Origin of the sequence: Kaistella chaponensis (assembly GCF_900156725.1) — a bacterium.
GTDB classification, from domain to species: Bacteria; Bacteroidota; Bacteroidia; order Flavobacteriales; family Weeksellaceae; genus Kaistella; species Kaistella chaponensis.
The window spans coordinates 56,481-81,860 of record NZ_FTOI01000007.1 but is presented as its reverse complement, the minus strand read 5'-3'; the positions used below and the strand labels follow the sequence as shown (position 1 = coordinate 81,860).

Genomic DNA, 25,380 nt, shown 5'->3' with positions numbered 1-25,380 from the left:
ATACCTTATCTTTGCAGATAAATTTTTCAGAACATGAGCAGAGATCGAAACAGTAAAAGTAAGCCACAAAGAATAAGCAAAATTTCCAATTCAGGAAATACTGCAAAACCACGTGCACAAAAATCTACGCGACCACGTCCTGAAAGATCAGAAGAAAGCAAAGAGCCGAAAGCTGCAAAAGCGCCGAGAGAACCGAGACTAATGTCACAGTCGGAAGCGAAAAGCTACGATAAATCTTTTGAAAGAACAGCGAAACCAGCTGGTAAAAGAATAGGAAAGTCTTTTGGTGCAGCCGGAAAATTTGTAAAAGGGGAGACTAAATCCCGCACTACAAAACTTTTCAAAAATTACGAAAGACCAGTAGATGAAAACGAGAAAACACGAAACTTCGTTCAGAAAAGAAGATTCGATAAATTAGCGAAAGAAGTTCCCAAAGAAACCATTCGTCTAAATAAATATATTGCCAATTCAGGCATTTGTTCGCGCAGAGAAGCTGATGAATTAATCACGCAAGGTTTAGTACAAGTGAATGGAACGGTGGTTACCGAAATGGGTTATCAAGTTCAGAAAACCGATAAAGTAATTTTTGATGGACAAGGAATTACACCAGAAAAACCCGTATATATCTTACTGAACAAACCTAAAGGTTATATTTCTACAACCAAAGATGAAAAAGCCAGAAAAACAGTGATGGATCTTGTTGCAAACGCTTCACCATATCGTGTTTTTCCTGTGGGAAGATTAGATCGATCCACAACCGGGGTTATTTTGCTCACCAATGATGGTCACATGACCAAAAAATTGACGCACCCTTCATTCAACATGAAAAAAATATATCATGTTACTTTAGATCGAAAGTTGGATAGAGCAGACTTAAACGCAATTGCAGAAGGAATTCGATTAGAAGAAGGTGTTGCCGAAGTTGATAGCATTTCTTACATCGAAGGAAAACCAAAAAATGAAGTCGGAATCGAAATTCATATCGGTTGGAATCGAGTAGTGCGCAGAATTTTCGGAAGATTAGGATATGAAGTTGAATTGTTAGATCGTGTAATGTTTGCAGGATTAACCAAGAAAAATATTAAACGTGGACACTGGAGAATTTTATCAGAATTAGAAGTCAACAACTTGAAAATGATGTAATTTTTCTTTTTTAAAATACCTATGAAAACCCTTTTTGCTACAATGCAGAAAGGGTTTTTAATTGGAGAGAGCGCAGTGTTTTTTTAAGGAGCAATGAGATGCTATAAAAGCAATTTCAAACTCACAACCGTTTTTACCGATCAAGATGAAATCCCCGAATTACCCAATTCTGATTCTTATCGTAGTTTTTCTGAAGAAAGCAAAACCAACAAGAATTCGGTAACAAAAGTAACTTTAGACTTCAAAAATGAATCCCGAAAACACTTTGAAAACAGGTGCGAAATTTGATTCCAGAGAGGTTTTACCATGATTTTAAATGATGAAGATTTCAAATTGGAAGTCTTAAAAAAGCACCATTAAATGCATTATCTTAAACGCTAACCAGCAAAACCATCTTAACCATTCAAGATCCGAATGTTTTTTTATTAAAAATTTAAGACCCATCTTTTTCTCACCCCTTAAATTCTTCGTAATTTCACGTCAAAATTAGAACTTATGACCTCATCAGAAAAAATAGTGGCGCTTCGCCAAAAAATGTCAGAAAATAATATCGACGCCTTTATTATTTATTCTGCAGATCCGCACATGAGTGAATACTTACCGGCAGAATGGCAGGAAAGAACTTGGCTTTCGGGTTTTTCAGGATCAGCGGGCTTCGTTGTAATTACCAAAAACAAAGGCGGTTTGTGGACCGACGGAAGATATTTTGTACAAGCTCCTCAAGAATTAGAAGGTTCTGGAATCGATCTTTTTAAAGAGGGAATGGAAGGAACTCCTCATTACATCGATTGGATTAATTCGGAAATTCCAGAAAACGGACTTGTCGCGGTCAACGCCATCGCAACTTCCCACGCAAATTGGGAACTGCTTTCTGAGAAATTAGCCGCAAAAGGAAACAAATTGGTGGATTTGCCTTTGTTGAAAGAGATCTGGACCAACAGAAATGCAAACACTAAAAAGAATCCGATATTCGTACAACCTGTAGAAAGAGCCGGAAAATCGGTTACGGATAAATTGATCAGCATCCGCAATAAAATGGAAGAATTAGATGCTTCAGTGCACGTAATTTCTAGTTTAGATGATGTTGCCTGGACTTTAAACTTGCGTGGAAGTGATGTGCAATCAAATCCTGTGTTTTTAGGATATATAATGGTAACAAAAAATGAAGCAAAACTGTTTGTCGATCTGGAGAAGTTAGATGTTGATGCAAGAAAACAAATGGATGATTCCTGGGTGAAAATGCTTCCTTACGAAGTATTCTATCATGAATTAAAAAACATTAAAAACGAAAAAGTGCTTGTTTCGCCAAATAGCAATCAATCAATTTTCGAGGCGTTAAAAGACAATAATACCTTCATTAAAGCTCCGGTTCCAGGAAATTTAATGAAAGCCATTAAAAACAAAACCGAACTAGAAGGTTTCCGAACCGTGATGCAGAGAGATGGAGTAGCGATGGTGAAATTCCTTTATTGGCTGACTCATCAAGCAGGAAAAGAAGCAATGACCGAGTTTTCGATCGGGGAAAAACTTCGCGGTTTCCGCGCAGAAGGAAAAAACTTCGTTGGCGAAAGTTTTGGCAGCATCGTCGGGTACAAAGAAAACGGCGCCATCATGCATTATTCCGCGAAAAGTGAAGGCAGCAAAGAAGTGACGAACCAAGAAACGATTCTTGTAGATTCTGGCGGACAATATTTAGAAGGAACAACCGATATCACGCGAACGATCGCCTTAGGAAATGCTTCCGATGATTTCAAAAACAACTGTACTTTGGCTTTAAAAGGACTCATCCAACTTTCTATGGTGAAGTTTCCGAAAGGAACGCGCGGTGTTCAGCTTGATGCTTTTGCGAGAATGGCACTTTGGCAGCAAGGAAAAGACTACAACCACGGAACCGGACATGGAGTTGGGAGTTTTATGAATGTTCACGAAGGCCCACAAAATATCAGAAAAGACATGAATCCACAGGAACTCATTCCGGGAATGGTTTTATCGAATGAACCTGGATTTTATTATGATTACCACTATGGAATTCGTCACGAAAACCTCATCGCAGTACGAGAACTCGAAACGACAGATTTCGGAACTTTCTATGATTTCGAAACATTGACGGTTTGTCCGTTCGATAAAAACGTAATTGTTACCGAATTACTCACCGAACCAGAAAAAAACTGGCTCAATGATTACCATGATTGGTGCAAAGATAAATTGGAAAACGATTTGGAAGGCGACGTGAAAAATTGGTTTTTGGAGCAGGTTAAACCCCTTTAAAAAAACAAAAAGTGCAACTTGAACGGGTTGCACTTTTTTAATGTTTGAAAACGGGGAAGAAGTTGATTACCTTGTTTTCATATTTTTATCCATTTCACCTGATTTAATAGGGGCTAGAAAGCGATATTCTACCCTTTGATGCAGTTGAGTTTCGGAAACGAATATTCATCAGTTCCAGATCTTTTTTATAAAATTCAAAGCATTCTCACTGCTAATTTTAGTGGTTTGTTCAGCGCCAAATTGTTTCCTAAAAACCTCATTAATCTGCGGATAACAATCTGCATTTTCGTGTGCCGGAAAATAAAACGGGATTCTGGATTTGTCCAGCATACCTTTCGTATAAAAATAATCTGCACCGTAAGAAATGGCGTTTTCACCACCTAAAGAAAGTCCGTGCGCAACATGCTCTTCCAAAGCTTCCACTTTTTCCGGATTCACGAAAGCGCGAACAAAATTAAGTCCGATTAAACCCTTTTGATGGATGATTTCTTTCGCCACATCATCGGGTAAATTCCGTGGATGATCAAAAACCGGACGGTAATTGGAGTGACTCGCAATGATGGGAATATTCAAATTTTGCTTTGAAATATAATCGAGTAAATCGTAGGCTAAAGCATCACTCGTGTGCGAAAAATCGATCGCGATGTTTCTTTGGTGCAAGTAATCAACCAAGGCTTTTCCGTCGTCTTTTAGACCAGCTTTTGAGTAATTTCCACCACCGAATCTGTTTTCTTCGTGGTGCGTAAAACTGATATAGAAAACGTTCCCCACATTTTCTATGATTTTTTCTAAGTTTTGGAAACCTTCTTTTAAAGTCATTTCTTCATTGCAAAAAGCAGAACCGCTTTCAATTGAAGCGAGCATTCCGATGTTTTCATGGGTTCCAAAATGTTCTAAATGCTTCTTTTCAAAACGGTATAATTCATTTTCTTCTTCATTTAAATTTTTAAAAATTTCGCTTTGAACGAATCCAAATTGATGACTGGTTGCTTCTACCGCGGCAAAAATCGCCATGATCTGGAGTTTTACCTGGCCTTCTTTCAAAAATGGAATCGCGCAACCAATTTCTTCAGTTTTGTATATACCGGCATTCTGTTGGGTAAGATAACTGAGTAAATCGCAGTGAAGATCGATGACAGGTTGATTCATGTTTTCGTTATTTTGAATTATTTTGCAAAAATACTCATTTCAAAATTGGAGGAGAAGGAGCAATAGAGATCAGTATCGGAAAGCATTTCAAAAAGGCGCAACTCAGCCAATTTGAAATGATGAAAATCGCAAATACAAATAAAAAGGGAACGGGTGTTTTCAGGTCTTTTCAAATTAAAATCAGTAAGGAGACCGATGCATTTTTTTCACCCCTCACCAAAATGAAGACGAAGAAGCAATTGACTTCGTACCATTAACCCACAAAGAGGGGAATCGGAATGATTGAAGTTGTAAAATTTCCTTTTAATGATGGATTTTAATAAACGCCGAACAAATTTTTTATCCTGATAAAATCTATATTTTGGGCATCAGAAAGATCTAAAAAGTACCGTGTTTGCCAAGCTTGGGTTTTTTGTGATTGTAGATTTACCGTGGAATCCCAACTGGGATAAATCCTCATTCCGCGTTTTCCGTCTCGTGTTTCATTTGATATAATGCGGTGTTCGAGCAGTACTTTTTTCAGGAACATAAAAAGTCCAAATTGTGTAGGCGTTTTTGTGACAATCAGCAGGGAATCTACTTCATCTTTGTGGTCAAAAGGAGCGGTTATTCCTTGTTCGTTGCGTTTCCAGATGCTTACAAACTGCCCAGTTTTGGTCGGTGTTATTTTGGCAACGCGAAAAATGATCTTTTTGTCATTCAATTTAAAACGATGAGCACCATATTCCTGACTTTCTGCTTCAGGCTTTAAATCGGTAATTTTCAGATTGCACGATGTGAAAATCAATTCATGGAGTACATTGATTTCTGCTATTTTAATGTTTCGAAAGTTCATCATCATTCTTACTTTTTTAACTTTCTTTCATTTTCGAACTAACCAATTAGCACACTTTCAAATAAAAAAATCGCCAAATGAGCAAATCATCACATTCTCAAATCATTACATCGTCAAATCATCACATCAATAAATCATCACATCACCACATCACCAAATCATCACATCACCAACAAAATCTTCCCAATATGTTCGCTGCTTTCCATCAATCGGTGCGCTTCGGCGGCTTCTGCTAAAGGAAACTTTTGGTAAATAATGGGTTGAACCGCTTTGGAAAGAAATAGGGGCCAGATATTTTTTTCGACTTCCTGCGCGATCTGGGTTTTTACTGCGGCAGATTGCGGTTTCAGGAAACTTCCGGTCAAGGTTAGATTTTTCGCCATGATCGTGCGAAGATTGATGTTCACGTCGGTGCTTTTCATGCCGTTGATGTACACGAGGCGGCCTTTTTTATTCAGGATCTCGAGGTTTTTTTGCGTGTAATCTCCACCGACCATATCGAGAATCACATCGATGTTTTCGTCTTTCCAGACTTCTTCGAAAGCTTTGTCTTTGTAGTTGATTACCTGATCAACGCCCATTTTTTCTAGGAATGCTTTTTTTTCTTCGGTTCCAACGGTGGAATAGGTTTCGCAACCCCACGCTTTTGCCATTTGCAATCCCGTGGTTCCGATGCCGCTTGTTCCGCCGTGAATGAGTAATTTTTCCCCACGTTGTAATTTCCCCAACATAAAAATATTGAACCACACCGTAAAAACCGCTTCCGGAATGGCGGCTGCATCTTCCAGACTGATTCCTTCCGGAATGGGAAGACAATGCGAACTTTCTACCGCTACATATTCAGCATAACCGCCGTCTGCAATCAGCGCACAGACTGCGTCGCCCACTTTTTTGTCGGTCACATCGGCGCCGATCTCTTCGATAACGCCGGAAACTTCTAAGCCCGGAATCAAAGATGGGGGCAAATCTTTGCCGTAAGTGCCGGTATTTTGTCGCGTAATCACATCGCTGCGGTTGATTCCTGCGGCTTTTATTTTGATGAGCACCTGATTGTTTTCTGGTGTTGGTTTTGGGGTTTCCTGCAGTTGTAAAACTTCTGGTCCGCCGGATTTGGTGATGTGGATTGCGTGCATAATTTGTATTGTTCGTGCTAAAGATAGCCTATTTTTCAATTTTTAAAACTGGTGAAATTCCATTTTAAAAAATATTTAACAGAAATTTGAAATCTCCAAAAGAAAAACCACCCTCCATTCTAGCCGCGATGGAAACGGCATCCTTTTTTGTGATTGCGAGGACGAACATTTTCAACAGCGTACCGCCCTTTGTTCGCAATCACAAAAAAGATACAGTGGACAGCGCGTGAAGTCTTCGGAAGAGGCGAAATCTTGGTGCTCCTAAATCCCGATAGCAATCGGATTATTTCCGTAATTTTGCAGCATGAATCAAGATACGATCTGTGCGATTGCCACCGCAAACGGAGTGGGCGCTTTAGGAATTATCCGACTTTCCGGCGCGGAAGCCGTGAAGATTGCGCAAAAAACTTTTAAAGGAACCGATTTAGAAACAGTGAAATCGCATACCGTGCATTACGGGTATATTGTGGATGGGAAGACGCAAGAAGCAAGAGGCGAGAAGCAAGAGGCAAGAGAAAAGAGCAAAGAGGATAGACCAGAGATGGAGGAGGATGAGGAATTTAACATTCAAAATTCAAAATCTAAGATTCAGAATTCGGAATCATCCCTCACCCAACATCAAACATCCAACACTACCCAAGAACTGATCGACGAGGTCATGGTTTCAGTTTTTCGAGCACCAAAAACCTTTACGACGGAAGATGTGGTGGAAATTTCTTTTCACGGATCGCCGCATATCGCTCGCAAAATTCTGGAAGTTTTGGTGAAAAACGGGGCTCGACTCGCAAAAGCCGGAGAATTTACCATGCGTGCTTTTATGAACGGCAGAATCGATCTTGCACAAGCGGAATCCATCGCTGATCTGATCGCCTCGGAAAATGAAGCCTCGCGGAAAGTGGCTTTGAATCAGTTAAAAGGCGGCATTACGAATGAGATTTCAGTCTTGAGAAATGACTTGCTGAATTTTACCTCGCTTATTGAACTGGAGCTCGATTTTGCAGAAGAAGATGTAGAGTTTGCAGACCGCGCCGCCATGAACCAATTGTTGCTGAATCTGCGCCAAAAACTGCGCGCTTTGATCGAGAGTTTCCAGTACGGAAATGCGGTGAAAAATGGAGTAGAAGTCGCCATTATCGGGAAACCAAACGCCGGAAAATCGACGCTTTTGAATGCGTTGTTGAAAGAAGAAAGAGCCATCGTTTCTGAAATTGCAGGGACCACCCGTGATACGATCGAGGAAGTTATTCACCTGAAAGGAACGGCTTTCCGGTTTGTAGATACGGCCGGACTTCGGGAAACCACCGATGTCATTGAGAAAATTGGCGTGACGAAAGCGAAGGAAAAAATTGCCTCCGCAAAAGTGTTGCTGTATCTCTACGATGAGCGCGATTCTACGACGCAAGAAGTAATTGCTTTTGTAAAAGAATTTTACCGCGAGGATTTGAAAATCGTCTTGGTGCACAATAAAGTAGATCTGACCAACCAGGAAACGCCCAACAGTTTTGATGCCACCTTGAACCAGGAACTTTTCCCGGATTTTTGTGATGAATTGTTGAGGATTTCCGCCAAAGATCAAACCGGAATTGAAGCTGTAAAAACAGTGCTGATCGACTACGTAGAAAATCTGAAAGACGAGGAAAGCAATGTGATCATTACGAACCAAAGACATTTCGATGCCTTGCAGAAATCACTGCAATCGGTATTGCAAGTTGAACATGCGGTGAGTTCCGGCATTCATACCGAACTCTTGGCATACGAGTTGAGAAATGCGTTGGAGCAGTTGGGTGAAATCTCCGGAGAATTTACGAATGATGAGGTTTTGGGGAATATTTTTTCTAAGTTCTGTATCGGGAAATAAATTACGTTTTCTTTAGTTTCTTTTTCTTTCTTTTATTTGATTTACAGTTCTTTATGTAAATTTTATTTTCTCTTGTTGGAGTTTATTTCTATATTTGTACATCTTTTGTACACCTCAAGATACAAAAGTAGTACTGAGGTGTACAAATGTACACCTCAAATAAAGCTTATGAAAATTACATTAAAACAAAAGAAATTGGCCGACGGTATGATTAGTCTCTACGTCGAATATTACAAAGGTTCATCTACGAATTTGCAAGGGAAACGAATTCATCTACGTGATTTTGAGTACCTCAAGTTGTATTTACACCCAGAACCAAAGTCCGTTAAGGAGAAGAAAGAAAACAAAGAAACTTTAGCTCTAGCAGAAAATATATTTGCGATTCGTAAAGCGGAATATATACAAGGCAAATATGATCTTAAAGATAAAGTAAAATCAAAGAGGCTCTTCCTTACCTATTTTGAGGAACTGACTGAAGAAAAGCAAAAGCAGGATTCTTCTAATAATTACGGCAATTGGTTTTCTACTTTGCAACATCTGAAAAAGGTTGTTCCAAAAAATATGACGTTTGACGAAATTGATGAAAATCTCATCAAAAAAGTCCGGAAGTATTTTGAAAAGGACGCTCTGACAAAAAGTGAGTTGTCACTTTCACAAAATTCAAAATATTCTTATTTCAATAAGTTTAAAGCAGCTCTAAGAAATGCTTTTGACGATGGTTATCTAACCGTTAATTACGCTGCAAAAATAAAATCATTTGATCAGGCAGAAAGTCAAAGAGAATATCTGACTTTTGATGAACTGCAATCTTTAGCCAAAGCCGAATGCAAATATCCGGTTTTGAAAAAAGCATTTCTTTTTTCGTGTTTGTCGGGACTTCGCTGGTCGGATATTAATACTTTAGTTTGGTCTGAAGTTCGTGATGAAGGTGATGTTTTTAAAGTTAATTTTCGACAAGAAAAAACCGATGGTGTAGAATATTTGTATATTTCAAAACAAGCTCGTGAACTTTTGGGCGAAAGACAAGATCCTCAAGATCGGGTTTTTAAAGGTTTGAAATATGGGATGACTTATAACACTGAAATTATCCGTTGGTGCAATCGCGCGGCAGTTCCAAAGCACATTACTTTTCATTCTGCAAGACATACCAATGCCGTGCTATTACTGGAAAACGGTGCAGATATTTACACGGTTTCAAAAAGACTGGGACATCGCGAAATTAGAACAACTGCGATTTACGCTAAAATCGTGGATAGTAAAATGAAAGAAGCAGCAGAAATAATTCCAGAACTTAAGTTGGAAATGTGAGTATTTTTCTTTGAAGTATGTTACAGTAAAGAAAAATCTGAGTTTTAAAACCTAATTTTTCACTTTTAAGCAAGTAGAATCCAGAATAGCCCAGATTCATCTTATTTAGACTTTTTTGAACCGTTTTTAATCCATATTAATAGTATTTAGCCTTTTGCAAACTTCTGGTATTGCCCATTAAGTTTATGTTGATGACTTTTGTATCAATAAATCAATCAAACGATACAAATGGAAAATGAACTCATTCTACACAAACTCAATCGTATCGAAAAACATATTTTCGGACTGAAAGAAATTCTCAACACAGAGGAATTATCTGATTATACTGGATTCAAGAAATCCTATATCTACAAGTTGGTTCATACCAACAGTATTCCTTTTTCTAAACCCAACGGAAAAGTTCTCTTTTTCGAACGTAAAAAAATCGATACTTGGTTGTTAAAAAACAGCCATAAATCTAATGATGAAATCCAACAGGAAGCTGTGGAGTTTTCTCTACGAAAAAAGTAAAACCCAACTATTGCAGTAGTTGGGCTTAAATGTATTGTTTCACTTGGAAGTGAAGTACAAATATAGCAATTATTTGTTTCTGCTTCCCAAATACCTAATCTTTTATGGAGGAAGATAAAATGCTGTATCAAACTGGTGCAGTAAGCAAAACTATATTTGATCGAACGCTGAAATATCTTAATTCTAAGTATTCTTTGAGATTTAATACGATATCTCTGGAGTTTGAAATCAAAAGATCATTAGATAAAAAATGGTCGAGTTTGAACTTAAGTTCATTGTATATCGAACTGATTCAATCCGGAATTGATATCCCAATGAATAAATTGGAAATCCTGGTAAGAAGCCATCTGATTAACCAGTATAATCCCATTTCGGAATATTTTGAAAGTCTGGAACAGTGGGACGGCGACGATCACATTAAAAACCTTTGTAGTTACGTAAAAACCAATGATGATAAAGCCTTTCTGTATCATATGGAGAAGTGGTTTACCAGAGCAGTTTTATGTGCTTTAGAAAAAGAAAAAATAAATAAACATTGTTTAGTCCTCGCCAATACTATTCAAAATAGTGGCAAATCAACTTATTTGAGATTTTTCATTCCCAGAAAATTGATGAATTATCTCTCGGAAGATATCGGTTTGGATAAAGACAGCAGAATTAAATTGTGTAAAAATTTGATTATGAATTTAGATGAACTCTCGATTTTAGCCAAAGCAGATATTAATTCATTGAAAGCATTTATCTCAAAAACCCATATCAACGAAAGGCTTCCCTATGCACGTAAAGCGGAGTATTTGGAGCGGATTTGCAGTTTCGTAGGTTCTACTAACAAAACTGATTTTCTAACCGATGAATCGGGCAGCGTGCGCTGGATCATTTTTGAAGTGACCGAGAAAATCAACTTTAATTATTCATTGGAAATCGACATTGATAAAGTTTGGTCACAAGCATACTTCAACGCTTATAAAAAGAAGGGTTTTAATCCGGAACTGACTTTGGCAGATATCTCTGAAAATGAAAAACGGAATGAGAGATTTACGCAGATGACTTTAGAACAGGAAATGATCAACAAGTTTTATGAACCATCGGATAATCTAGAAGAATTCAAGACTGCGACCGAAGTGATGATGGATTTGAGCACGCAGGGAATTCGATTAAACCATTTAAAAATCGGGAGAGCATTATCATCTTTCAAATTTCCCAGAGTAAAACATCCACAAAGACAAATCTATGGTTACCTCATTCGGTTGAAAATCATGGAATAATTAAAAACATAAAAATAATCTACCTATTTACCTAAATATTATAATTAATTGAATTTCAATTTATTATATAGGTAAGTTTAAATAAAAAAAAGTTACCTAAACTTACCTATTAAAGCCACTCGGTAAGTAGGTAGAATGAGGTAAGAACAAAAAATCCCTTTAAATAATTGATTATCTAATGTTTGGTAAGTAGGTAGGTAGTTTAGCAAAAAACATAGAAACATATACAAATATCATGAATTGTTCAGAAGCAAAAAATATATCAATCAGAGCAGTATTGGAAAGTTTTTCTCTTTTCCCTAGCAAAGAAAATTCCCGAACCGCTTTTTATTTTGCACTTGATCGCGAAGAGAAAACACCAAGTTTATCAGTTGATTTTATTAAAAATACCGCATTTGATTTTGGAACCGGAAAAAGCTATGATATTATCTCAATTGTTCAGACCATGAAAAGATGTTCAGTAAGCGATGCATTAAAATATTTAGAACAATTTAATTTTTCTTTTCAAAAGCAAAATCTAAAATTAGAAAATATTCCAAAAGGTTACGAAATAATTGACGTCAAGGAAATTCAGCATCCTGCTTTATTAGATTATTTAAAAAGCCGAAATGTTGAAGATCTAAAAAAATGGGTTGAAGAAATTCATTATCGGATGAACGATAAAAATTATTTCGGAATCGGTTTTAAAAATGACTCTGGTGGATATGAAATTAGGAATGCTTATTCAAAAATATGTCTGGGCAAAAAAGATATTACATCGATAAAAAACGATTCTAAAGATGTAAGAGTTTTCGAAGGCTTTTTTGACTTTCTCTCCTTTAAAAAAGTAGAAAATTATCTGGAAAAAGAAACTTCTGATTATATCATTTTGAATTCGGTTTCGATGATTCATAAAATTAAAAATTTATTGGGAAATTATAAAAACATTGAACTCTATTTTGACAATGACGACGCCGGAACACGAGCCGTTGAAATAATCAAAAATGATTTGAAAAACGCAGAAGATTGTCGGCTTTTGTATTCCGGTTTTAAAGACTTAAATGATTGGTTGATCCAGAATAATCCTACAGAAGAAAGGCAAGTAAAATATAGAAGAAGGTGAGTAAAATAGTACCAGTTTCGAAACGCATATCAAAATTAGAGTAGGTGTCAGCCTGCGTAAAATAAACACAGGAAGAATAAAAACACCTGCGTAAAATAAGTTAAGGCAAAATATGGTAGAATTTTAGTGCAAAAAGTACCCAATGTTTACAAAAAGCGCATGCTGCTTTTTCGTAAAAATGGGAGTTTTTAATTTCTTCCTATCGTCAGAAATACAATTAGATTGAAAATTAATAAAAGATGAAAGCAGATAATTTGAAAAATTTTATAGATAAAATGGCTCAAGAAAATGAGCGAAAAATGAATGCTGAAAAAAGAAAAAAACACTTCCAAGAAATTGGACGAAAAGGAGGTTTAAGGAAAAAATCTGAACAGCAATTATCTAAAGTAATTTCCTTTCGATTGACGGATGTCGAGTATGAAGAAAGTCAGAAAAAAGCGCAAGAATTTAATCTGAAATTATCCGCTTACTCGAGAATGGTTCACCTGCAAAAAGAATTAAAAGTGAATGAATTCGAAACCGATAAAACGCTTTTAAATTACGGAAATAATTTTGTCAGAATCACTAATCTTTTGCGAAATAGGGAATGGAATATGTTTCAAAATAAGAAGCGAATTCTTAAGGAAATACAAGAAGTTATTGACCTTATCCGTAAATATTTATATTCAAAAATGGACGAAAGAAACAAACAATGAACAACTCTGCAACAACCAGAATGATTTCTAAAATCGCTTTGGAATACAACGGAAACGACAAAGGAATGGCTGAACTTGCAGCAGTTAATTTTCTTTTGGGCAGTAATCCAGAAGATCAATTTCAGGAAATGAAAATTGTTGCAGACCGAAATTCAAAGGTGAAAAAATGGGCATTAACCGGATATATTTCTCCACCCGAAGAAATTGGAAAATCGCTTACTGATGAAGAATTGACGGACATTGCGATTGAAGTATTAAGGAAGGTTGGCGTTATGGATCTAAATCAATTTCGCTTGGATATCCACAATAGTACGAAGCAAAAACATATTCATTTTGTGGTTAACAGAATTAATATCCAAGGGAAATGTACAGTAAAATCACGCAAAATAGGAGAGAGGTTTGGTGAAGCAGTCCGACAAATTTGCCAAGAACGAAATCTTAAAACCGATGTAGAAATTGGAATTGAGAAAAAAGCAGAAATGTTGAAAAGCCTCACAGAATCTTTACGAACATCCAATAATTTTGAAGAATTAATTTCAAAAATGCGTGCAAAAGGTTTTGATGTGCAACTTTCATCCAATGTAAAAGATGGCATTTCTGGAATGCGAATCATTCTGGAAAAAGACAAAAATCCTTATACAGAACGACAATACAAAGCAGGTTACACGCTTTCTCAAATTTCAAATAAATTGAGAATTTCGGAAATAAAATTGCTTTTTGAGATAAAACAAACGTTTCGGAAAAACCTACAAAATACTACTACCTTGAATGATCTCAGAAAAAAATTGCAGCAAGATGGCTTTAAAATGAGAGTTCAATACAAAGGCGAATTTAAACCAAATCAGAAGAATGAAATTCAGGATATTTTTATTAATAAAGTCCAACCGTTTGATATTGGACAACAAAAAGATGGCTTCTTTTTTAAAAAATATCAGGGTTTTTCTCTTTCGGCGATTGATAATGTTTTTGGTAGTTTACTGAAGCCTGTATTTACGCCTTCGGAAATAAGAAATAGGGAAGACGATTTTACTACTACTACTACTACTACTACTACTACTACTGTAAAATCAACAACGATAGATACTTTACAAGAAATTGCTAGTGAAGTGATAGAAGGTTTCCTGAAGCCTAATTATGTTTCGCAGCAGGAAGATGAATGGTGGAGGAAGAAACGGAAAATGAGACGATGATTAATAATTTGATGACACAATATTGTGTAATTCGTATCAATTTTTATTAAGATAAACAGTTATTATTTTGATTTATAGCAGTTTAGTGTGATGTTTACTTTTGGCAATGGTGACACTAATGGTGACATGTTTTTATAAAATTCGCCATTCTCCAATTATATTATTTCCTAATCTTTCTATAATTGAATCTTCCTGTAGGGCTTTAAAGGTTATGAATATAGTTCTGTTATTCACAGATAACAGTTCGCTAATTTTAACAACTGTCATTTTTGGATCTTCCTTAATCAAATCCAAAACTTGCTGGTGAAGACTTACTTCTACAAAATTAAAAATGACATAAAAACCGTTATCCTCATATCTGAAAATTGGACAGGAATTTTGGCAGCTTTAGCTTCATTGAAAATTTTAATTGTACCTCTTCCCCAGGATTCTATAAGTCCGCTACGGAAAAAAGCATTAGCAATGTCAGGATTATAGAGTCGGGATGGATGCTTCACTTTCGGTTTTGCCACCGTCCAATTTTCAGGTATTTCTCCCTCACTCTAGATACTAAGATATCTAAAACTAATTCCAGAGAAATCAGAGAAATTAGAGTTTTAGGTGTGTCAATCATTTTGCTGTTTTAGAGTAGATTTTTTTTTTGATTACTATCTTAGTTGTCATTCTCGGAATTGTGCAAGGAAGCAGATGTGTCATCTCCTGAAATTTTTGTCCCAATATATCCGAAGATCATATTGACAAAAACTACGGTGCCCGTAAATAATAATAAATCCATAACCAGGTAAAATGCTGCGATACAACCTGCAGCAGCACTGCACCAAACTGTAGCTGCCGTTGTTAGACCTTGTACATTTGCGCCCTTCTTTAAAATGACGCCCGCACCCAAAAAACCAATTCCCGTTACTACCTGACTTAAAACACGTGTTGGATCAAATGATTCCCCGCCTTGAAACTGGAGCGATAAAAACACAAAAACGCAGGAGCCAACAGAAACCAGCATATTGGTTTTTAAGCCTGCATCTTTTCCCTTAAATTCCCGTTCAACTCCTATCAGAAGTCCGGCTCCAATTGCCAAAAGTATTTTGAAAAGGAAATCAAAATTAAAGGTTAAATCAGGTTGGTCTCCAACTCGTGTTAAGAGCTGTTCTGTGGTTTGTATGGAACTTAAAAATAGAGTAGAAATCATCATTTGTTTTGGCTTTTAATTTTCAATGGTTAAAGATATGGGTTTAAAAATGTGTACTTTTTGTAAACTTTGTATCTCTAAAGACTTATTTTCAGTCCAGTCACAAAGTATAATTCGTGCACCAGATTTTGCGTAAAGTCACTCAATCTGTATTCGGCAACCAGTTCAATTTTCATGAGATCACTCACTGCAAAACCTACTCCAGCTCCGATTCTTTGTTCATATTCGGGTTTGCTGGTTTTGGCTACGGTCAGCAGCGTTTCCAGATCTCCGATTATATAAGCATTGCCTTTCTTAATTTCAGTTCCTTTAAAAGAACGGTTGACTGCAAAATTATATCGGAACCGATGAGAAGTTTCTGATGAAGCGATGCGCTGTTCTGCTCGAACACGGTGCTCAAATTCAGTAGCTTTTGGTTTTGTAGTGTAAGTATATTCTTCGGTAAATCTTAATTCATTTTCTTTGTCCTTATCAAAATTTTCTCTAACCCGGTATTGAATACCAACTGCCACTGTATTTTTATCGCTTAATTTCAATTTGGAGAAATGGGCAAGATCAATTTGCTTGACATCAAACTTAAAAGATTCATCATCATACCAAATGGTTCGCTCTTCAAGAATAAACTCTTGCGAGAAATTCTTACTTACATCATAATCTAACTTAATATACGGTTCATAGAATCCATTAAATTTATTTTGTCCGAAAAGAATGGTAGTTCCCAGTGCGACGAGAACAATTGAAAAAAAATTCTTCATATAGTTGTATTCGTGAGGCATACATCACATCAAATTTGTATACAATACCCTGTTTAAATATCGGCAGTAAAAATAGAAAGCAATACTGTAAAGAATTGGGAATAGAACAGGGTGTAGATAGAGTTTTTCGAAACCTTAAACTTATTCTTGTTTACTGTTACTTCACAAAATATCCCCCCATTAGAGCGGGTTTTTGGTATATTTAACCAAAAAATTAGTGATTTCTTTCGTTTAACACTTTTCCCTTTTCATCAAAAATAATGTGTTTTTCGTCCTGTCCTTTTTCAAGTTCTACTTCGTAGGTTTTCACCTTATTTTTCCACACCATTTCTACATCATCCACTCTGTAGCCTGCGTATTTCGATTTAATTATAGAACGAACGACTTGTGGAAGTTCGGCTTCAGTAATTTCCAGTTCTTTTTTCAGCATATTTCCGGAAGCATTGTACCAAACTTCATGATCGCGTCTATCGAGATCAAATTCAACTTTGTAATGATCCAGTTCTTTTTTCCATTCTGCATTTGTTGCTTTGGGATATTCTTTGTTAAAAGCGTCGTTCAGATTGCCGGGAACGTCAGCCGAATTTAATTCCTGTGCTTTTGCAAAACCGCTGGTGAAAAGCACGACTGCTAAAATTTTTAATATTTTCATACTATTTTCTTTTTAAATTTAAACAAAGTAACTCCTTGAATCTGTAAACAATTTGGAATGAGCTCTAGTAGTCCTAAATACATCTTCGTAGAAAGGATCTTCAATCCCAATTCTTTACAGTTTTAATAGGTATATTTATCGCAAATAATTTCTTTAATGAAGATATTAATAGTAGAAGACGAAGTACAAATGCTTGAAAACATGTCCAAAAATCTTTTGGCAGAAGGCTATTTGGTTGAGACCGCAAGCAATTTTATACAGGCTCAAGAACGCATCGGCGTTTATGAATATGATTGTATTCTTTTAGACATCAATCTTCCCGACGGAAACGGTCTGGAACTTCTTAAAATTATTAAAGAGAAAGGTTTACAGGACGGCGTGATCATCGTTTCTGCGAGAGATTCTTTGGATGATAAATTGCAGGGATTGGATCTTGGCGCGGATGATTATCTCCCGAAACCTTTTCATATGGCTGAACTTCGTGCCCGTGTGAAAGCGGTTTTGCGAAGAAAAAAATTTGAAGGTCATGATGAAATGAAAATAGGAAACATTTCGATTAATACTTCGGACAGAACATTATTTATTGAAAACAAGGAAGTGGAACTCAACCGAAAGGAATATGATGTTCTGCTTTATTTAGCCTCAAATAAAGATCGGTTGGTCAATAAAAATGCATTGGCAGAGCACGTTTGGGGAGATAATATCGATCAGGCAGACAGTTTTGATTTCATCTATTCTCAAATAAAAAATTTACGTAAAAAACTGGATTTTCACAGCGCTGATATTGAAATAAAGGCGGTATATGGAATCGGGTACAAAATGCAGAATAAGTGAAACTTCTTAATTACACTTCTACCTATTTTTCTGTTATGCTTTTGGGATTACTTTCCATTTGGGCAGTAGTTTTTTATTACGCCATGTTCAATGAGATCTATGATAGTATTGATGATGGTTTGGAGCACCGCAAAATGGTTTTGATCGCCCGTGCAAACGAGGATCTATCACTTTTAGACAAACCACAATATGACGAATATTTATTCACGATAAAACAGGTAGACCACAATGACTATCGTGGTTTTAAAGATACTTACAAAGATTCGGTGATGTATATGGTCAATGAAAAAGATCATGAGCCCGTTCGTTTGCTGGAAAGTGTCTTTAAAAAAAATGACGATTATTACAAAATATCCATCGTCACCTCAATGGTAGAGGAAGATGATCAAATTCATAATTTACTTAAATACACTCTAATTTTATATGCGGCTCTGGTTCTCAGTATTTTGCTTTTAAATAATTTGTTTCTGCGAAAAGTATGGCAACCTTTTTATAGAATTTTAGATCAATTAAAAGGGTATCAACTCGAAAAGAATGAACCCATTCATTATAAAGCGACGAATATTGAAGAATTTTCTTTGTTAAATAAAAGTATTGAAAAACTGTTAAACAGAACGCAGCAAAGTTATTCCAATCAAAAACAGTTTATAGAAAATGCCAGTCACGAACTGCAAACACCATTGGCTATTGCGATCAATAAACTGGAACTTTTATTTGAAGATGAAACATTAACCGAAGCACAGGCGGAACAATTGCAACAGACTTTGGAAAATCTGGAAAGATTAACAAGGTTGAACCGTTCCCTTTTGCTGATATCAAAAATTGAAAACGATCAGTTTCAAATGCGTGAAGAGGTACATCTACAAGTTGTGATAGAAAAAAATATTTCAGATTTTTCTGAAATGCTTCATCATAAAAATCAAAAGATCAATTTTGATGCAGAACACAGAACTGTTAAAAATGCTAATCCGGATTTAATCTATATTTTATTTTCAAACCTGATTAAAAACAGCATCGCTCACGGGCAATCTGGCAGCGAAATCTCAATGAAACTGAGCGATAAAGATTTTGTGATCAGCAACTATTCGCAAAGTGATTCCTTACAAAACGAAGATATCTTTGAACGGTTCCAAAAAATAGGAAATAATCCAAATTCTACCGGTTTGGGACTTTCCATTGCCAAAAGTATTGCGGAAAAATTTGGGTTTACTTTGGAATATCATTTTCAAAATGGACAGCATTATTTTACGGTTGAGTTTAATTAAATCCTGCATTTTAAAATTTTTCCCAAATTCTTACAGTTTTGCCTCGCATCTTTGCATTAAATAATTTAAAAATATGTCTAAATTACCTTATTTAATAGCACTTGTACTATCATTAAGTTTCGTTTCCTGTGAAAATGATATTACAACTTCAGAAGTTCCCTCGATCGTAGAAAATACTTTCAAAAGCAAATTTGTTCAGGCAAAAAATGTGGAGTGGGAGTTTGCAAATGAAACTTATGAAGCCAGTTTCGAAGTAGATAACGTGGATCACGATGCGCTTTTGGATAGTTCCGGAAATCTATTAAAACACAAACGCAGAATTGATGGAACTGCCGTACCGCAAGGTATTAGAGCATTTCTTGCACAAAATCACCCCAAAGGAAAATGGGATGATGCGGAATACATAGTGGATGGAAATTCCAAATATTTTCAAATAGAACTGGAAGGTTTTTTTACCGATACAAAACTGGTTCTGGACAGCAGTGGAAAAGAATTGTCTAACATTAAGTATTGGAATTAAATTAACCATTAATTCTTAAAAAAATACTACGTCAACATTCTGAAATTGTAATGATATGAAGCATAATGAATAAAAGTTCTTCCCCAAAGAAAAGTAAACTGCCTCTTTATTTGTCTCTGCTTTTAGTCGCAATTTTGGTCATCTGTTATTTTGCAGTTCCGCCCGTAAATGATTTCTTCAATGAAGCCTGGAGTGTACTTACCAGTGATGACGAAGCGCGGGTAAAAAAATGGGTGGAAGATTTTGGCTGGTTCGGACCGGTCGTGATCGTTGTGGCAATGATCGTACAAATGTTTTTGCTAGTAATTCCTACCATTCTTTTGATGATCGTTTCCACACTTGCATACGGACCTTTTTGGGGAAGCATCATTAATTTTACTGCCGTGATTATTGCTTCATCTGTGGGTTATGCAATCGGAAAGTATTTAGGATTGTCTTTTATTGAGCATTTATTAGGTGAAAAAACCACCAAAAAAATTACAACATTTATTCAAGAATACGGATTTTGGGCGGTAGTCATCACTCGGATCAATCCGTTTTTATCAAACGATGCCATTAGTTTCGTTGCGGGCATTCTCAAAATGAATTACTGGAAATTTATCAGTGCAACCGCCGTGGGAATTACACCTTTAATTTTACTGATCGCCATTACCGGACAAAACACAGATTCCCTAAAGACGGGATTGCTTTATGGTTCCATAGCGAGTTTAATTATTTTCGGAGGCTATATTTGGTGGGATAAGAAAAGGAAGTCTAAACAATAATACTAGATCTCTCTAAAAATCCATCTTCTGGAATTAAAGAATTTTAATAATTCGGTAACTAACTGAAAATAAACGATCATTATTAATGGTTTGGTTTTTCTGCAGAAGGACTGAAAATACGAAATGTTTCTATTGCTATAACTTAATTAATCGCGCATCTTCGAGGTAAATTTCTACTCGTTTGGATAATGTTTTGTTAATGAAAATCTTTTATTCAAAAAGATCTTCTTTATCGAGATTGTTTATCGAGTTTTTATTTGCTCGTAAGAAGAAAACAGAATGTAATAAAAGAAGTATTCCCCAATAAACTGCAACCATGATGGATACGTTTAAATTCTCATATTTAGACCCGAAACCAAGACCGATCCATAAAAGCGATATTCCATTATGTATTAAATAAGTTGTTAGATGAAACCTAAAACCAACGTCATATATTGGTAAATATTCTCCATCTTTTTGTCCGAAATACCAACCTGAAGCGAACATTAGAAGACCATAAGTTGCTGCCGAAACACCAATAATAATTCCGGATTGGTCATCTATTCCATAGCTTAAAAAGTATCTGAAAATTATGGTTAATACAGTTGCAGTTAATGCAAATTTTAATAAATACGGTGTAATTGTTTTCATTGTTCTTCTAATTTTAAAATGTTTTTGATTTCAGTAGAGTAGAATAATTTTATATTTCTATCGACAAATTCATTGAAAAGTACTTGACCAAGATCTGTCATATAGTAGTATTTCCTCTCGGGACCTTTATTTCCTTCCTTTAAGTCGTGAGTAAGAACCTTGATGTGTTCGTATTTTCTTAATGCTCTGTATAGACTTTGTTCTTCACAACTAATTGTTCCGTTCGATTTCTTTTCAATAAAACTTTTAATTTCGTCGACGTACTTTTTGTTTTCTTGAAGCGCCATAAAAATCCAGAGGGTTAATTGCCCTTTTTTGTAGGTGTTTTCCCAAGAAAGCAATAATTCATCTAGGTTGTCGGAACTCTTCATTATTATTTAAATTGTATTAAACAACTTGTATAGTACAAATGTAATAATATTATTTTATTTAGGCAAAAAATTTCAAGATAGTTTAAAATTGAGGTGTATCGCTTAAATTTTAGTTAACTGTTCTGCGGGATCGTTGAGTTGAGAATTAGAATAGATCTCATTTTCTAAATTTAGAAATAGATCCCGCATCAGATTTAAAAGGTTAAAGACGGTTTCTTATTCAATTTTGGGGTCTTTTATTAATTTAGAAGCCAACATTCCTCCAGCGAGTGACAATACGATTACGCCAAGTGACAACCATTCAGGGATTTCTACATGATGAGAAATGATCATTTTTACTCCAACGAAGGCCAGAATCACCACCAAACTATAATTGATGTATTTGAATTTATCCAACATACCCACAACTAAAAAGTACATCGACCGTAATCCCATTATCGCCAGAATATTAGAGGTGAAAACGATAAACGGATCCGCGGTAATTGCCAATATCGCAGGAATGCTGTCTATAGCAAAAAATACATCCGTCAATTCTATGATGATCAGTGCTACAAATAACGGCGTAGCATACTTTACACCATTTTTTATTACGAAAAATTTATCGCCTTCAATCGTTGTTGTAACCGGATAAACCTTAGCGATCCACTTATAGATCTTAAAATCATGTGGGTCTTTTTGTTCGTTGTGACTGAACAGCAGTTTTAGCGCAGTTAAGATCAAGAATACGCCAAAAACATAGATCATCCAACTAAATTCTGTAATGAGTGCTACGCCAAAAACGATCATTATGGCTCTGAAAACGATTGCGCCTAATACTCCGTAAAAAAGTACTTCATGCTGATACTTTTTAGGAATCGCAAAAGACGAAAAGATGAGTGCAATAATAAAGATGTTGTCAACACTCAAAGAGAGTTCGATTAAATAGCCGGTAACAAATTTTAAGACTGCATTTGTTGGGGTGAGGTTCGTTGGGTTCTCGATCCAATCATTCTCAAAGGAAAGATAGACTACTCCGGAAAAAAGCAAAGCACAGGTTACCCAGACACTGGTCCAAATGGCCGCCTCTTTTGTTTTTATTTCGTGAGGTTTTCGGTTGAATACCCCTAAATCTAAAATCAATGCAAAAATTACTACTGCAATAAATACTATCCAAACTATCATAAGTTATCGATTAAAATGGTGTTCTAATTTTTTAAAAATCAAATAGATCACCTAAAAGTCCCTTTTTCTTCTTATAATATCTGTCCTTGTCAGAATAATATTTGTCCTTATCGGAATAATATCTTTCTTGATTCGGGTAATTACTTCGCTGGGGAATTGGGGGTTGCTGAACCGGTGGTTGCTGAACGGAGCGTTCGATAATTTTATCGAGTTCACCGCGGTCAAGCCAAACTCCGCGACAATCCGGGCAATAATCAATTTCGATTCCGTTACGGTCTGCCATTGTTAAGGCAACATTACAATTTGGACATTTCATAATTTTCTATTTTTTATTAAATTGTTTGATTTGTATTTTCTTTTTTAGTCATTAGTTTTATGATCACTGGAGCTGTAACCAATAAAACCAGAGCTATTAATATATATTCTAAATTATTTTTAACCCACGGAATATCACCTAAAATGTAACCCAATGAGGTGATGCTTACAACCCAAACAATTGCACCAACGACATTGTACATCGCAAACTTTTTAAAGTTCATTTCCACTGTGCCGGCGATTATTGGAGCAAAAGTTCTTACGATTGGTAAGAAACGAGCAATAGCAATAGCAAAGCCTCCTCTTTTTTCATAGAAATCGTGCGCCGTTTGAATGTGTTTACGTTTCAAAAACCAAGTATCTTCTTTTCTATTGACGACGTGTTTGAATTTATATCCAAACCAATAGCCGAAAAAGTTTCCTAAAATTGTTGAACCTGTAAATAATACCATCCAAAATAAAAGATTGAAAATTTGCGTCTCAAAAGGGTATGGCGTTTCATTGGCAGAAGCGATGACCATTCCGGACACAAACAAAAGAGGATCTCCTGGTAGAAAAAAACCAATGATAATTCCTGTTTCAATAAATAAGATCAGCAGAACTAAATAAAGTCCGCCATTTTTCATGATCCAATCCGGGTCTAAAAGATATTGAAGGGATTCTAATATAAAATCCATTTGCAGTAGTTTTTTAATTCTTGGCAAAAGTAGTTAAACTATTTTAAATAGAAGTAATACTATCATAAAAAAAAGTAAAGTTTTTTTTGGTAGATTTGTTGAAACTTTTTCAGGAAAGAATTAATACTTATGGAATACCAGTTCAAAATAAAAATGAACGAAGGCTTATATCTTCGTAATCCTGAAGACACGGATTTGGGAAGAAAAATTCTGAAACACAGTGTAGAACTTATTTATAAGTTAGGATTCGAAGCTTTTACTTTTAAAAAACTCGCCGAAGAAATTAGTTCAACAGAGGCGGGTATTTATCGCTATTTTGAGAACAAGCATAAATTATTAATTTATATTACCGCCTGGTATTTTGGATGGATCGAATTTCAGATCAATTTCCAGACGAATAACATCAAAGACCATAAAGTTAAATTACAAAAAATAATAAGCCTGTTAACATCTCCTATTGAAGATGACAAGCAAACAAGTTATATAGATGAAAGTCTTCTTCATCCTGTAATAGTGGCAGAAGGTTCCAAAGCTTATTTAACAAAACAAGTGGCGGAAGATAATAAATTAGAGTTTTTTCAGCCTTATAAAGATTTATGCACGTTAATCGGTAATGTGATATTAGCCTATAATCCAAATTACAAATTTCCTAGATCATTGGCTTCTACGATCGTAGAAATAGCGCATTTTCAAAACTTCTTCATGCACAATCTTTCCTCACTGACCGATTTCAGCAAAAGAAATAAAGAGACTGAAATCGTTGAATTTCTAAATGATTTGGTTTTTTCCAGTTTAGATAGATCTGATACTTTTAAAACTATCTAATTTGCGATGTTAAGCTTTATTGTTTTACGCTTCGCTTGAAAATTATAGTATCATCATCTTACTATTGGACCTAAATCAGCATCCATAAATAATACCACTTTAAATCCGTTGATTGTAGTGCTGTTAGTGAAGTTGAAGCAATTGGATTCGGAGAATTGCGGCGGTTTTTATGAGATGCAGACTGAAATTATTCATCAATTTTAACAAGTTTTTTCCAATCGCGAATACAATATATTCGCAATTTAGTTGTAGCGGTATAATTTTTTTAATTCTTATCAATGAAGTACAAAAATCAGGTGGCAAAATATTATATTGATATTTCTAAATTTAAACGTAATTAAAACCTGATAACATTTAGTAAATAGTAGACGAAAGCTTTGATAGAATATTTTTGAAAAGATGTTGCAGCATGTTATAGCTGTACTACTTTTGTACACCTTGGCCGTTTTTAACCCTCATCAGTACAGACTTCTTTAGATTCTGTATTGGGAAATAATCCCACCTACCACCGCAGCACTCCTTCCCAATACAGGCAGCAATTCCCGCTTATTTTCCCCACGCAATCCGTATCGTTATTGGTTGGATTCGTTGCGTTTGAAGTCAACCAACCAATTCAAAAAAGCAGAATCAGGTTGGAAGCGCATCGGAGTTTCCAGCAATTGGGAGGAATCTAAATTCGCCAATTCATTTTTTGTTAAAGCAATATACACCGTACTTTCCACGACCGATTTCGCAGGTTCACTGCACGTTGACTGGTATTATTCCGGAAATAGAACCACGAGAACATTCGGGAAACCTTGTTGGATTTTTTCAGCTGGCAACCAATAGAGGTTCATTTCTTTTCGTTCGGAAAGGGTGCTTAGAATTGCATCTTTTGTTCCTGAAATCGGTTATATGGTTGAAATTTAAATACTCTTACCAAAAATGGGAAGAACAAGTGGAGGAGTTGTTCCAAAAGAAAGAAGAGGA

27 protein-coding genes are annotated in these 25,380 nt (G+C 35.8%); 15 read left to right on the top strand and 12 right to left on the bottom strand.

What is annotated here, in order from left to right:
• Window positions 1-33 precede the first annotated feature (33 nt).
• A complete protein-coding gene (locus BW932_RS08630; protein ID WP_245820694.1) occupies window positions 34-1,143 on the top strand; it encodes a pseudouridine synthase in 1,110 nt (369 codons plus the stop codon).
• 495 nt (window positions 1,144-1,638) lie between these two features.
• A complete protein-coding gene (locus BW932_RS08620) occupies window positions 1,639-3,411 on the top strand; it encodes an aminopeptidase P family protein (RefSeq protein ID WP_076387091.1) in 1,773 nt (590 codons plus the stop codon).
• A 168-nt stretch (window positions 3,412-3,579) separates the two neighbouring features.
• Here BW932_RS08620 and BW932_RS08615 read toward each other — a convergent pair whose 3' ends face one another.
• The 3 genes from BW932_RS08615 to BW932_RS08605 all read right to left on the bottom strand — a co-directional run bounded on the left by BW932_RS08615 (window position 3,580) and on the right by BW932_RS08605 (window position 6,528).
• On the bottom strand, window positions 3,580-4,560 hold the full coding sequence (locus tag BW932_RS08615) for a dipeptidase (protein ID WP_076387090.1): 981 nt from the start codon (window positions 4,558-4,560) through the stop codon (window positions 3,580-3,582).
• A 316-nt stretch (window positions 4,561-4,876) separates the two neighbouring features.
• Window positions 4,877-5,401 (bottom strand): MepB family protein, encoded by a 525-nt coding sequence (locus tag BW932_RS08610; RefSeq protein WP_221404512.1) that lies wholly within the window; start codon window positions 5,399-5,401, stop codon window positions 4,877-4,879.
• 155 nt (window positions 5,402-5,556) lie between these two features.
• Window positions 5,557-6,528: an NAD(P)H-quinone oxidoreductase gene (locus BW932_RS08605; RefSeq protein ID WP_076387089.1), complete on the bottom strand. Its 972-nt coding sequence runs from the start codon at window positions 6,526-6,528 to the stop codon at window positions 5,557-5,559.
• 304 nt (window positions 6,529-6,832) lie between these two features.
• Between BW932_RS08605 and mnmE the strand changes: the two genes are divergently transcribed.
• The 7 genes from mnmE (at window position 6,833) to BW932_RS08570 (ending at window position 14,456) form a co-directional block, all read left to right on the top strand.
• Window positions 6,833-8,386, top strand: a complete 1,554-nt coding sequence (gene mnmE, locus BW932_RS08600; protein ID WP_076387088.1) for a tRNA uridine-5-carboxymethylaminomethyl(34) synthesis GTPase MnmE — start codon at window positions 6,833-6,835, stop codon at window positions 8,384-8,386.
• A gap of 168 nt (window positions 8,387-8,554) precedes the next feature.
• Window positions 8,555-9,694 carry a site-specific integrase gene (locus BW932_RS08595; RefSeq protein WP_076387169.1) on the top strand — a complete coding sequence of 380 codons (1,140 nt, stop codon included), beginning with the start codon at window positions 8,555-8,557 and terminating at the stop codon, window positions 9,692-9,694.
• A gap of 228 nt (window positions 9,695-9,922) precedes the next feature.
• Window positions 9,923-10,204 carry a helix-turn-helix transcriptional regulator gene (locus BW932_RS08590; protein WP_076387087.1) on the top strand — a complete coding sequence of 94 codons (282 nt, stop codon included), beginning with the start codon at window positions 9,923-9,925 and terminating at the stop codon, window positions 10,202-10,204.
• A 104-nt stretch (window positions 10,205-10,308) separates the two neighbouring features.
• Window positions 10,309-11,469, top strand: coding sequence for a VapE domain-containing protein (locus BW932_RS08585; protein ID WP_076387086.1), 1,161 nt, complete (start codon window positions 10,309-10,311; stop codon window positions 11,467-11,469).
• Window positions 11,470-11,704: 235 nt separating this feature from the next.
• Window positions 11,705-12,571: a toprim domain-containing protein gene (locus tag BW932_RS08580; protein ID WP_076387085.1), complete on the top strand. Its 867-nt coding sequence runs from the start codon at window positions 11,705-11,707 to the stop codon at window positions 12,569-12,571.
• Window positions 12,572-12,810: 239 nt separating this feature from the next.
• Complete coding sequence (locus BW932_RS08575; protein ID WP_076387084.1) at window positions 12,811-13,266, top strand: plasmid mobilization protein; 456 nt, start codon at window positions 12,811-12,813, stop codon at window positions 13,264-13,266.
• Window positions 13,263-14,456 carry a relaxase/mobilization nuclease domain-containing protein gene (locus BW932_RS08570; protein WP_076387083.1) on the top strand — a complete coding sequence of 398 codons (1,194 nt, stop codon included), beginning with the start codon at window positions 13,263-13,265 and terminating at the stop codon, window positions 14,454-14,456. The genes BW932_RS08575 and BW932_RS08570 overlap by 4 nt, the downstream gene beginning before the upstream one ends.
• Window positions 14,457-14,773: 317 nt before the next feature.
• Here the strand turns inward: BW932_RS08570 and BW932_RS14230 are convergent, their stop codons facing one another.
• The 4 genes from BW932_RS14230 to BW932_RS08550 form a co-directional block, all read right to left on the bottom strand.
• Window positions 14,774-14,986: an ATP-binding protein gene (locus tag BW932_RS14230; RefSeq protein WP_143745539.1), complete on the bottom strand. Its 213-nt coding sequence runs from the start codon at window positions 14,984-14,986 to the stop codon at window positions 14,774-14,776.
• A 122-nt stretch (window positions 14,987-15,108) separates the two neighbouring features.
• Window positions 15,109-15,645 carry an MgtC/SapB family protein gene (locus BW932_RS08560; protein ID WP_245820692.1) on the bottom strand — a complete coding sequence of 179 codons (537 nt, stop codon included), beginning with the start codon at window positions 15,643-15,645 and terminating at the stop codon, window positions 15,109-15,111.
• A 74-nt stretch (window positions 15,646-15,719) separates the two neighbouring features.
• A complete protein-coding gene (locus BW932_RS08555; protein WP_076387081.1) occupies window positions 15,720-16,397 on the bottom strand; it encodes a DUF2490 domain-containing protein in 678 nt (225 codons plus the stop codon).
• Window positions 16,398-16,611: 214 nt separating this feature from the next.
• Window positions 16,612-17,049 (bottom strand): PepSY-like domain-containing protein, encoded by a 438-nt coding sequence (locus BW932_RS08550; RefSeq protein ID WP_076387080.1) that lies wholly within the window; start codon window positions 17,047-17,049, stop codon window positions 16,612-16,614.
• A 156-nt stretch (window positions 17,050-17,205) separates the two neighbouring features.
• Here BW932_RS08550 and BW932_RS08545 point away from each other — a divergent pair, with 156 nt between their 5' ends.
• The 4 genes from BW932_RS08545 to BW932_RS08530 all read left to right on the top strand — a co-directional run bounded on the left by BW932_RS08545 (window position 17,206) and on the right by BW932_RS08530 (window position 20,432).
• The gene (locus BW932_RS08545) at window positions 17,206-17,883 is read left to right on the top strand and encodes a response regulator transcription factor (protein ID WP_076387079.1); all 678 of its coding nucleotides are present in this window, start codon (window positions 17,206-17,208) and stop codon (window positions 17,881-17,883) included.
• Window positions 17,880-19,148, top strand: a complete 1,269-nt coding sequence (locus BW932_RS08540) for a sensor histidine kinase (protein WP_076387078.1) — start codon at window positions 17,880-17,882, stop codon at window positions 19,146-19,148. Before BW932_RS08545 ends, BW932_RS08540 begins: the two co-directional genes overlap by 4 nt.
• 73 nt (window positions 19,149-19,221) lie before the next feature.
• Window positions 19,222-19,668, top strand: a complete 447-nt coding sequence (locus BW932_RS08535) for a PepSY-like domain-containing protein (RefSeq protein WP_076387077.1) — start codon at window positions 19,222-19,224, stop codon at window positions 19,666-19,668.
• 65 nt (window positions 19,669-19,733) lie between these two features.
• Window positions 19,734-20,432: a TVP38/TMEM64 family protein gene (locus tag BW932_RS08530; protein ID WP_076387076.1), complete on the top strand. Its 699-nt coding sequence runs from the start codon at window positions 19,734-19,736 to the stop codon at window positions 20,430-20,432.
• Between the two features lie 210 nt (window positions 20,433-20,642).
• Here BW932_RS08530 and BW932_RS08525 read toward each other — a convergent pair whose 3' ends face one another.
• The 5 genes from BW932_RS08525 to BW932_RS08505 form a co-directional block, all read right to left on the bottom strand.
• The gene (locus BW932_RS08525) at window positions 20,643-21,062 is read right to left on the bottom strand and encodes a hypothetical protein (protein WP_076387075.1); all 420 of its coding nucleotides are present in this window, start codon (window positions 21,060-21,062) and stop codon (window positions 20,643-20,645) included.
• Window positions 21,059-21,433 carry a PadR family transcriptional regulator gene (locus BW932_RS08520; RefSeq protein ID WP_076387074.1) on the bottom strand — a complete coding sequence of 125 codons (375 nt, stop codon included), beginning with the start codon at window positions 21,431-21,433 and terminating at the stop codon, window positions 21,059-21,061. Before BW932_RS08520 ends, BW932_RS08525 begins: the two co-directional genes overlap by 4 nt.
• Before the next feature lie 216 nt (window positions 21,434-21,649).
• Window positions 21,650-22,594, bottom strand: coding sequence for a TerC family protein (locus tag BW932_RS08515; protein ID WP_076387073.1), 945 nt, complete (start codon window positions 22,592-22,594; stop codon window positions 21,650-21,652).
• A gap of 31 nt (window positions 22,595-22,625) precedes the next feature.
• Window positions 22,626-22,910, bottom strand: a complete 285-nt coding sequence (locus BW932_RS08510) for a TFIIB-type zinc ribbon-containing protein (protein WP_076387072.1) — start codon at window positions 22,908-22,910, stop codon at window positions 22,626-22,628.
• A gap of 16 nt (window positions 22,911-22,926) precedes the next feature.
• On the bottom strand, window positions 22,927-23,586 hold the full coding sequence (locus tag BW932_RS08505; protein WP_076387071.1) for a DedA family protein: 660 nt from the start codon (window positions 23,584-23,586) through the stop codon (window positions 22,927-22,929).
• A 153-nt stretch (window positions 23,587-23,739) separates the two neighbouring features.
• Here BW932_RS08505 and BW932_RS08500 point away from each other — a divergent pair, with 153 nt between their 5' ends.
• Both BW932_RS08500 and BW932_RS08495 read left to right on the top strand, forming a co-directional pair.
• Window positions 23,740-24,411 (top strand): TetR/AcrR family transcriptional regulator, encoded by a 672-nt coding sequence (locus BW932_RS08500; RefSeq protein WP_221404511.1) that lies wholly within the window; start codon window positions 23,740-23,742, stop codon window positions 24,409-24,411.
• 594 nt (window positions 24,412-25,005) lie between these two features.
• On the top strand, window positions 25,006-25,239 hold the full coding sequence (locus BW932_RS08495; RefSeq protein ID WP_143745533.1) for a hypothetical protein: 234 nt from the start codon (window positions 25,006-25,008) through the stop codon (window positions 25,237-25,239).
• Window positions 25,240-25,380 lie beyond the last annotated feature (141 nt).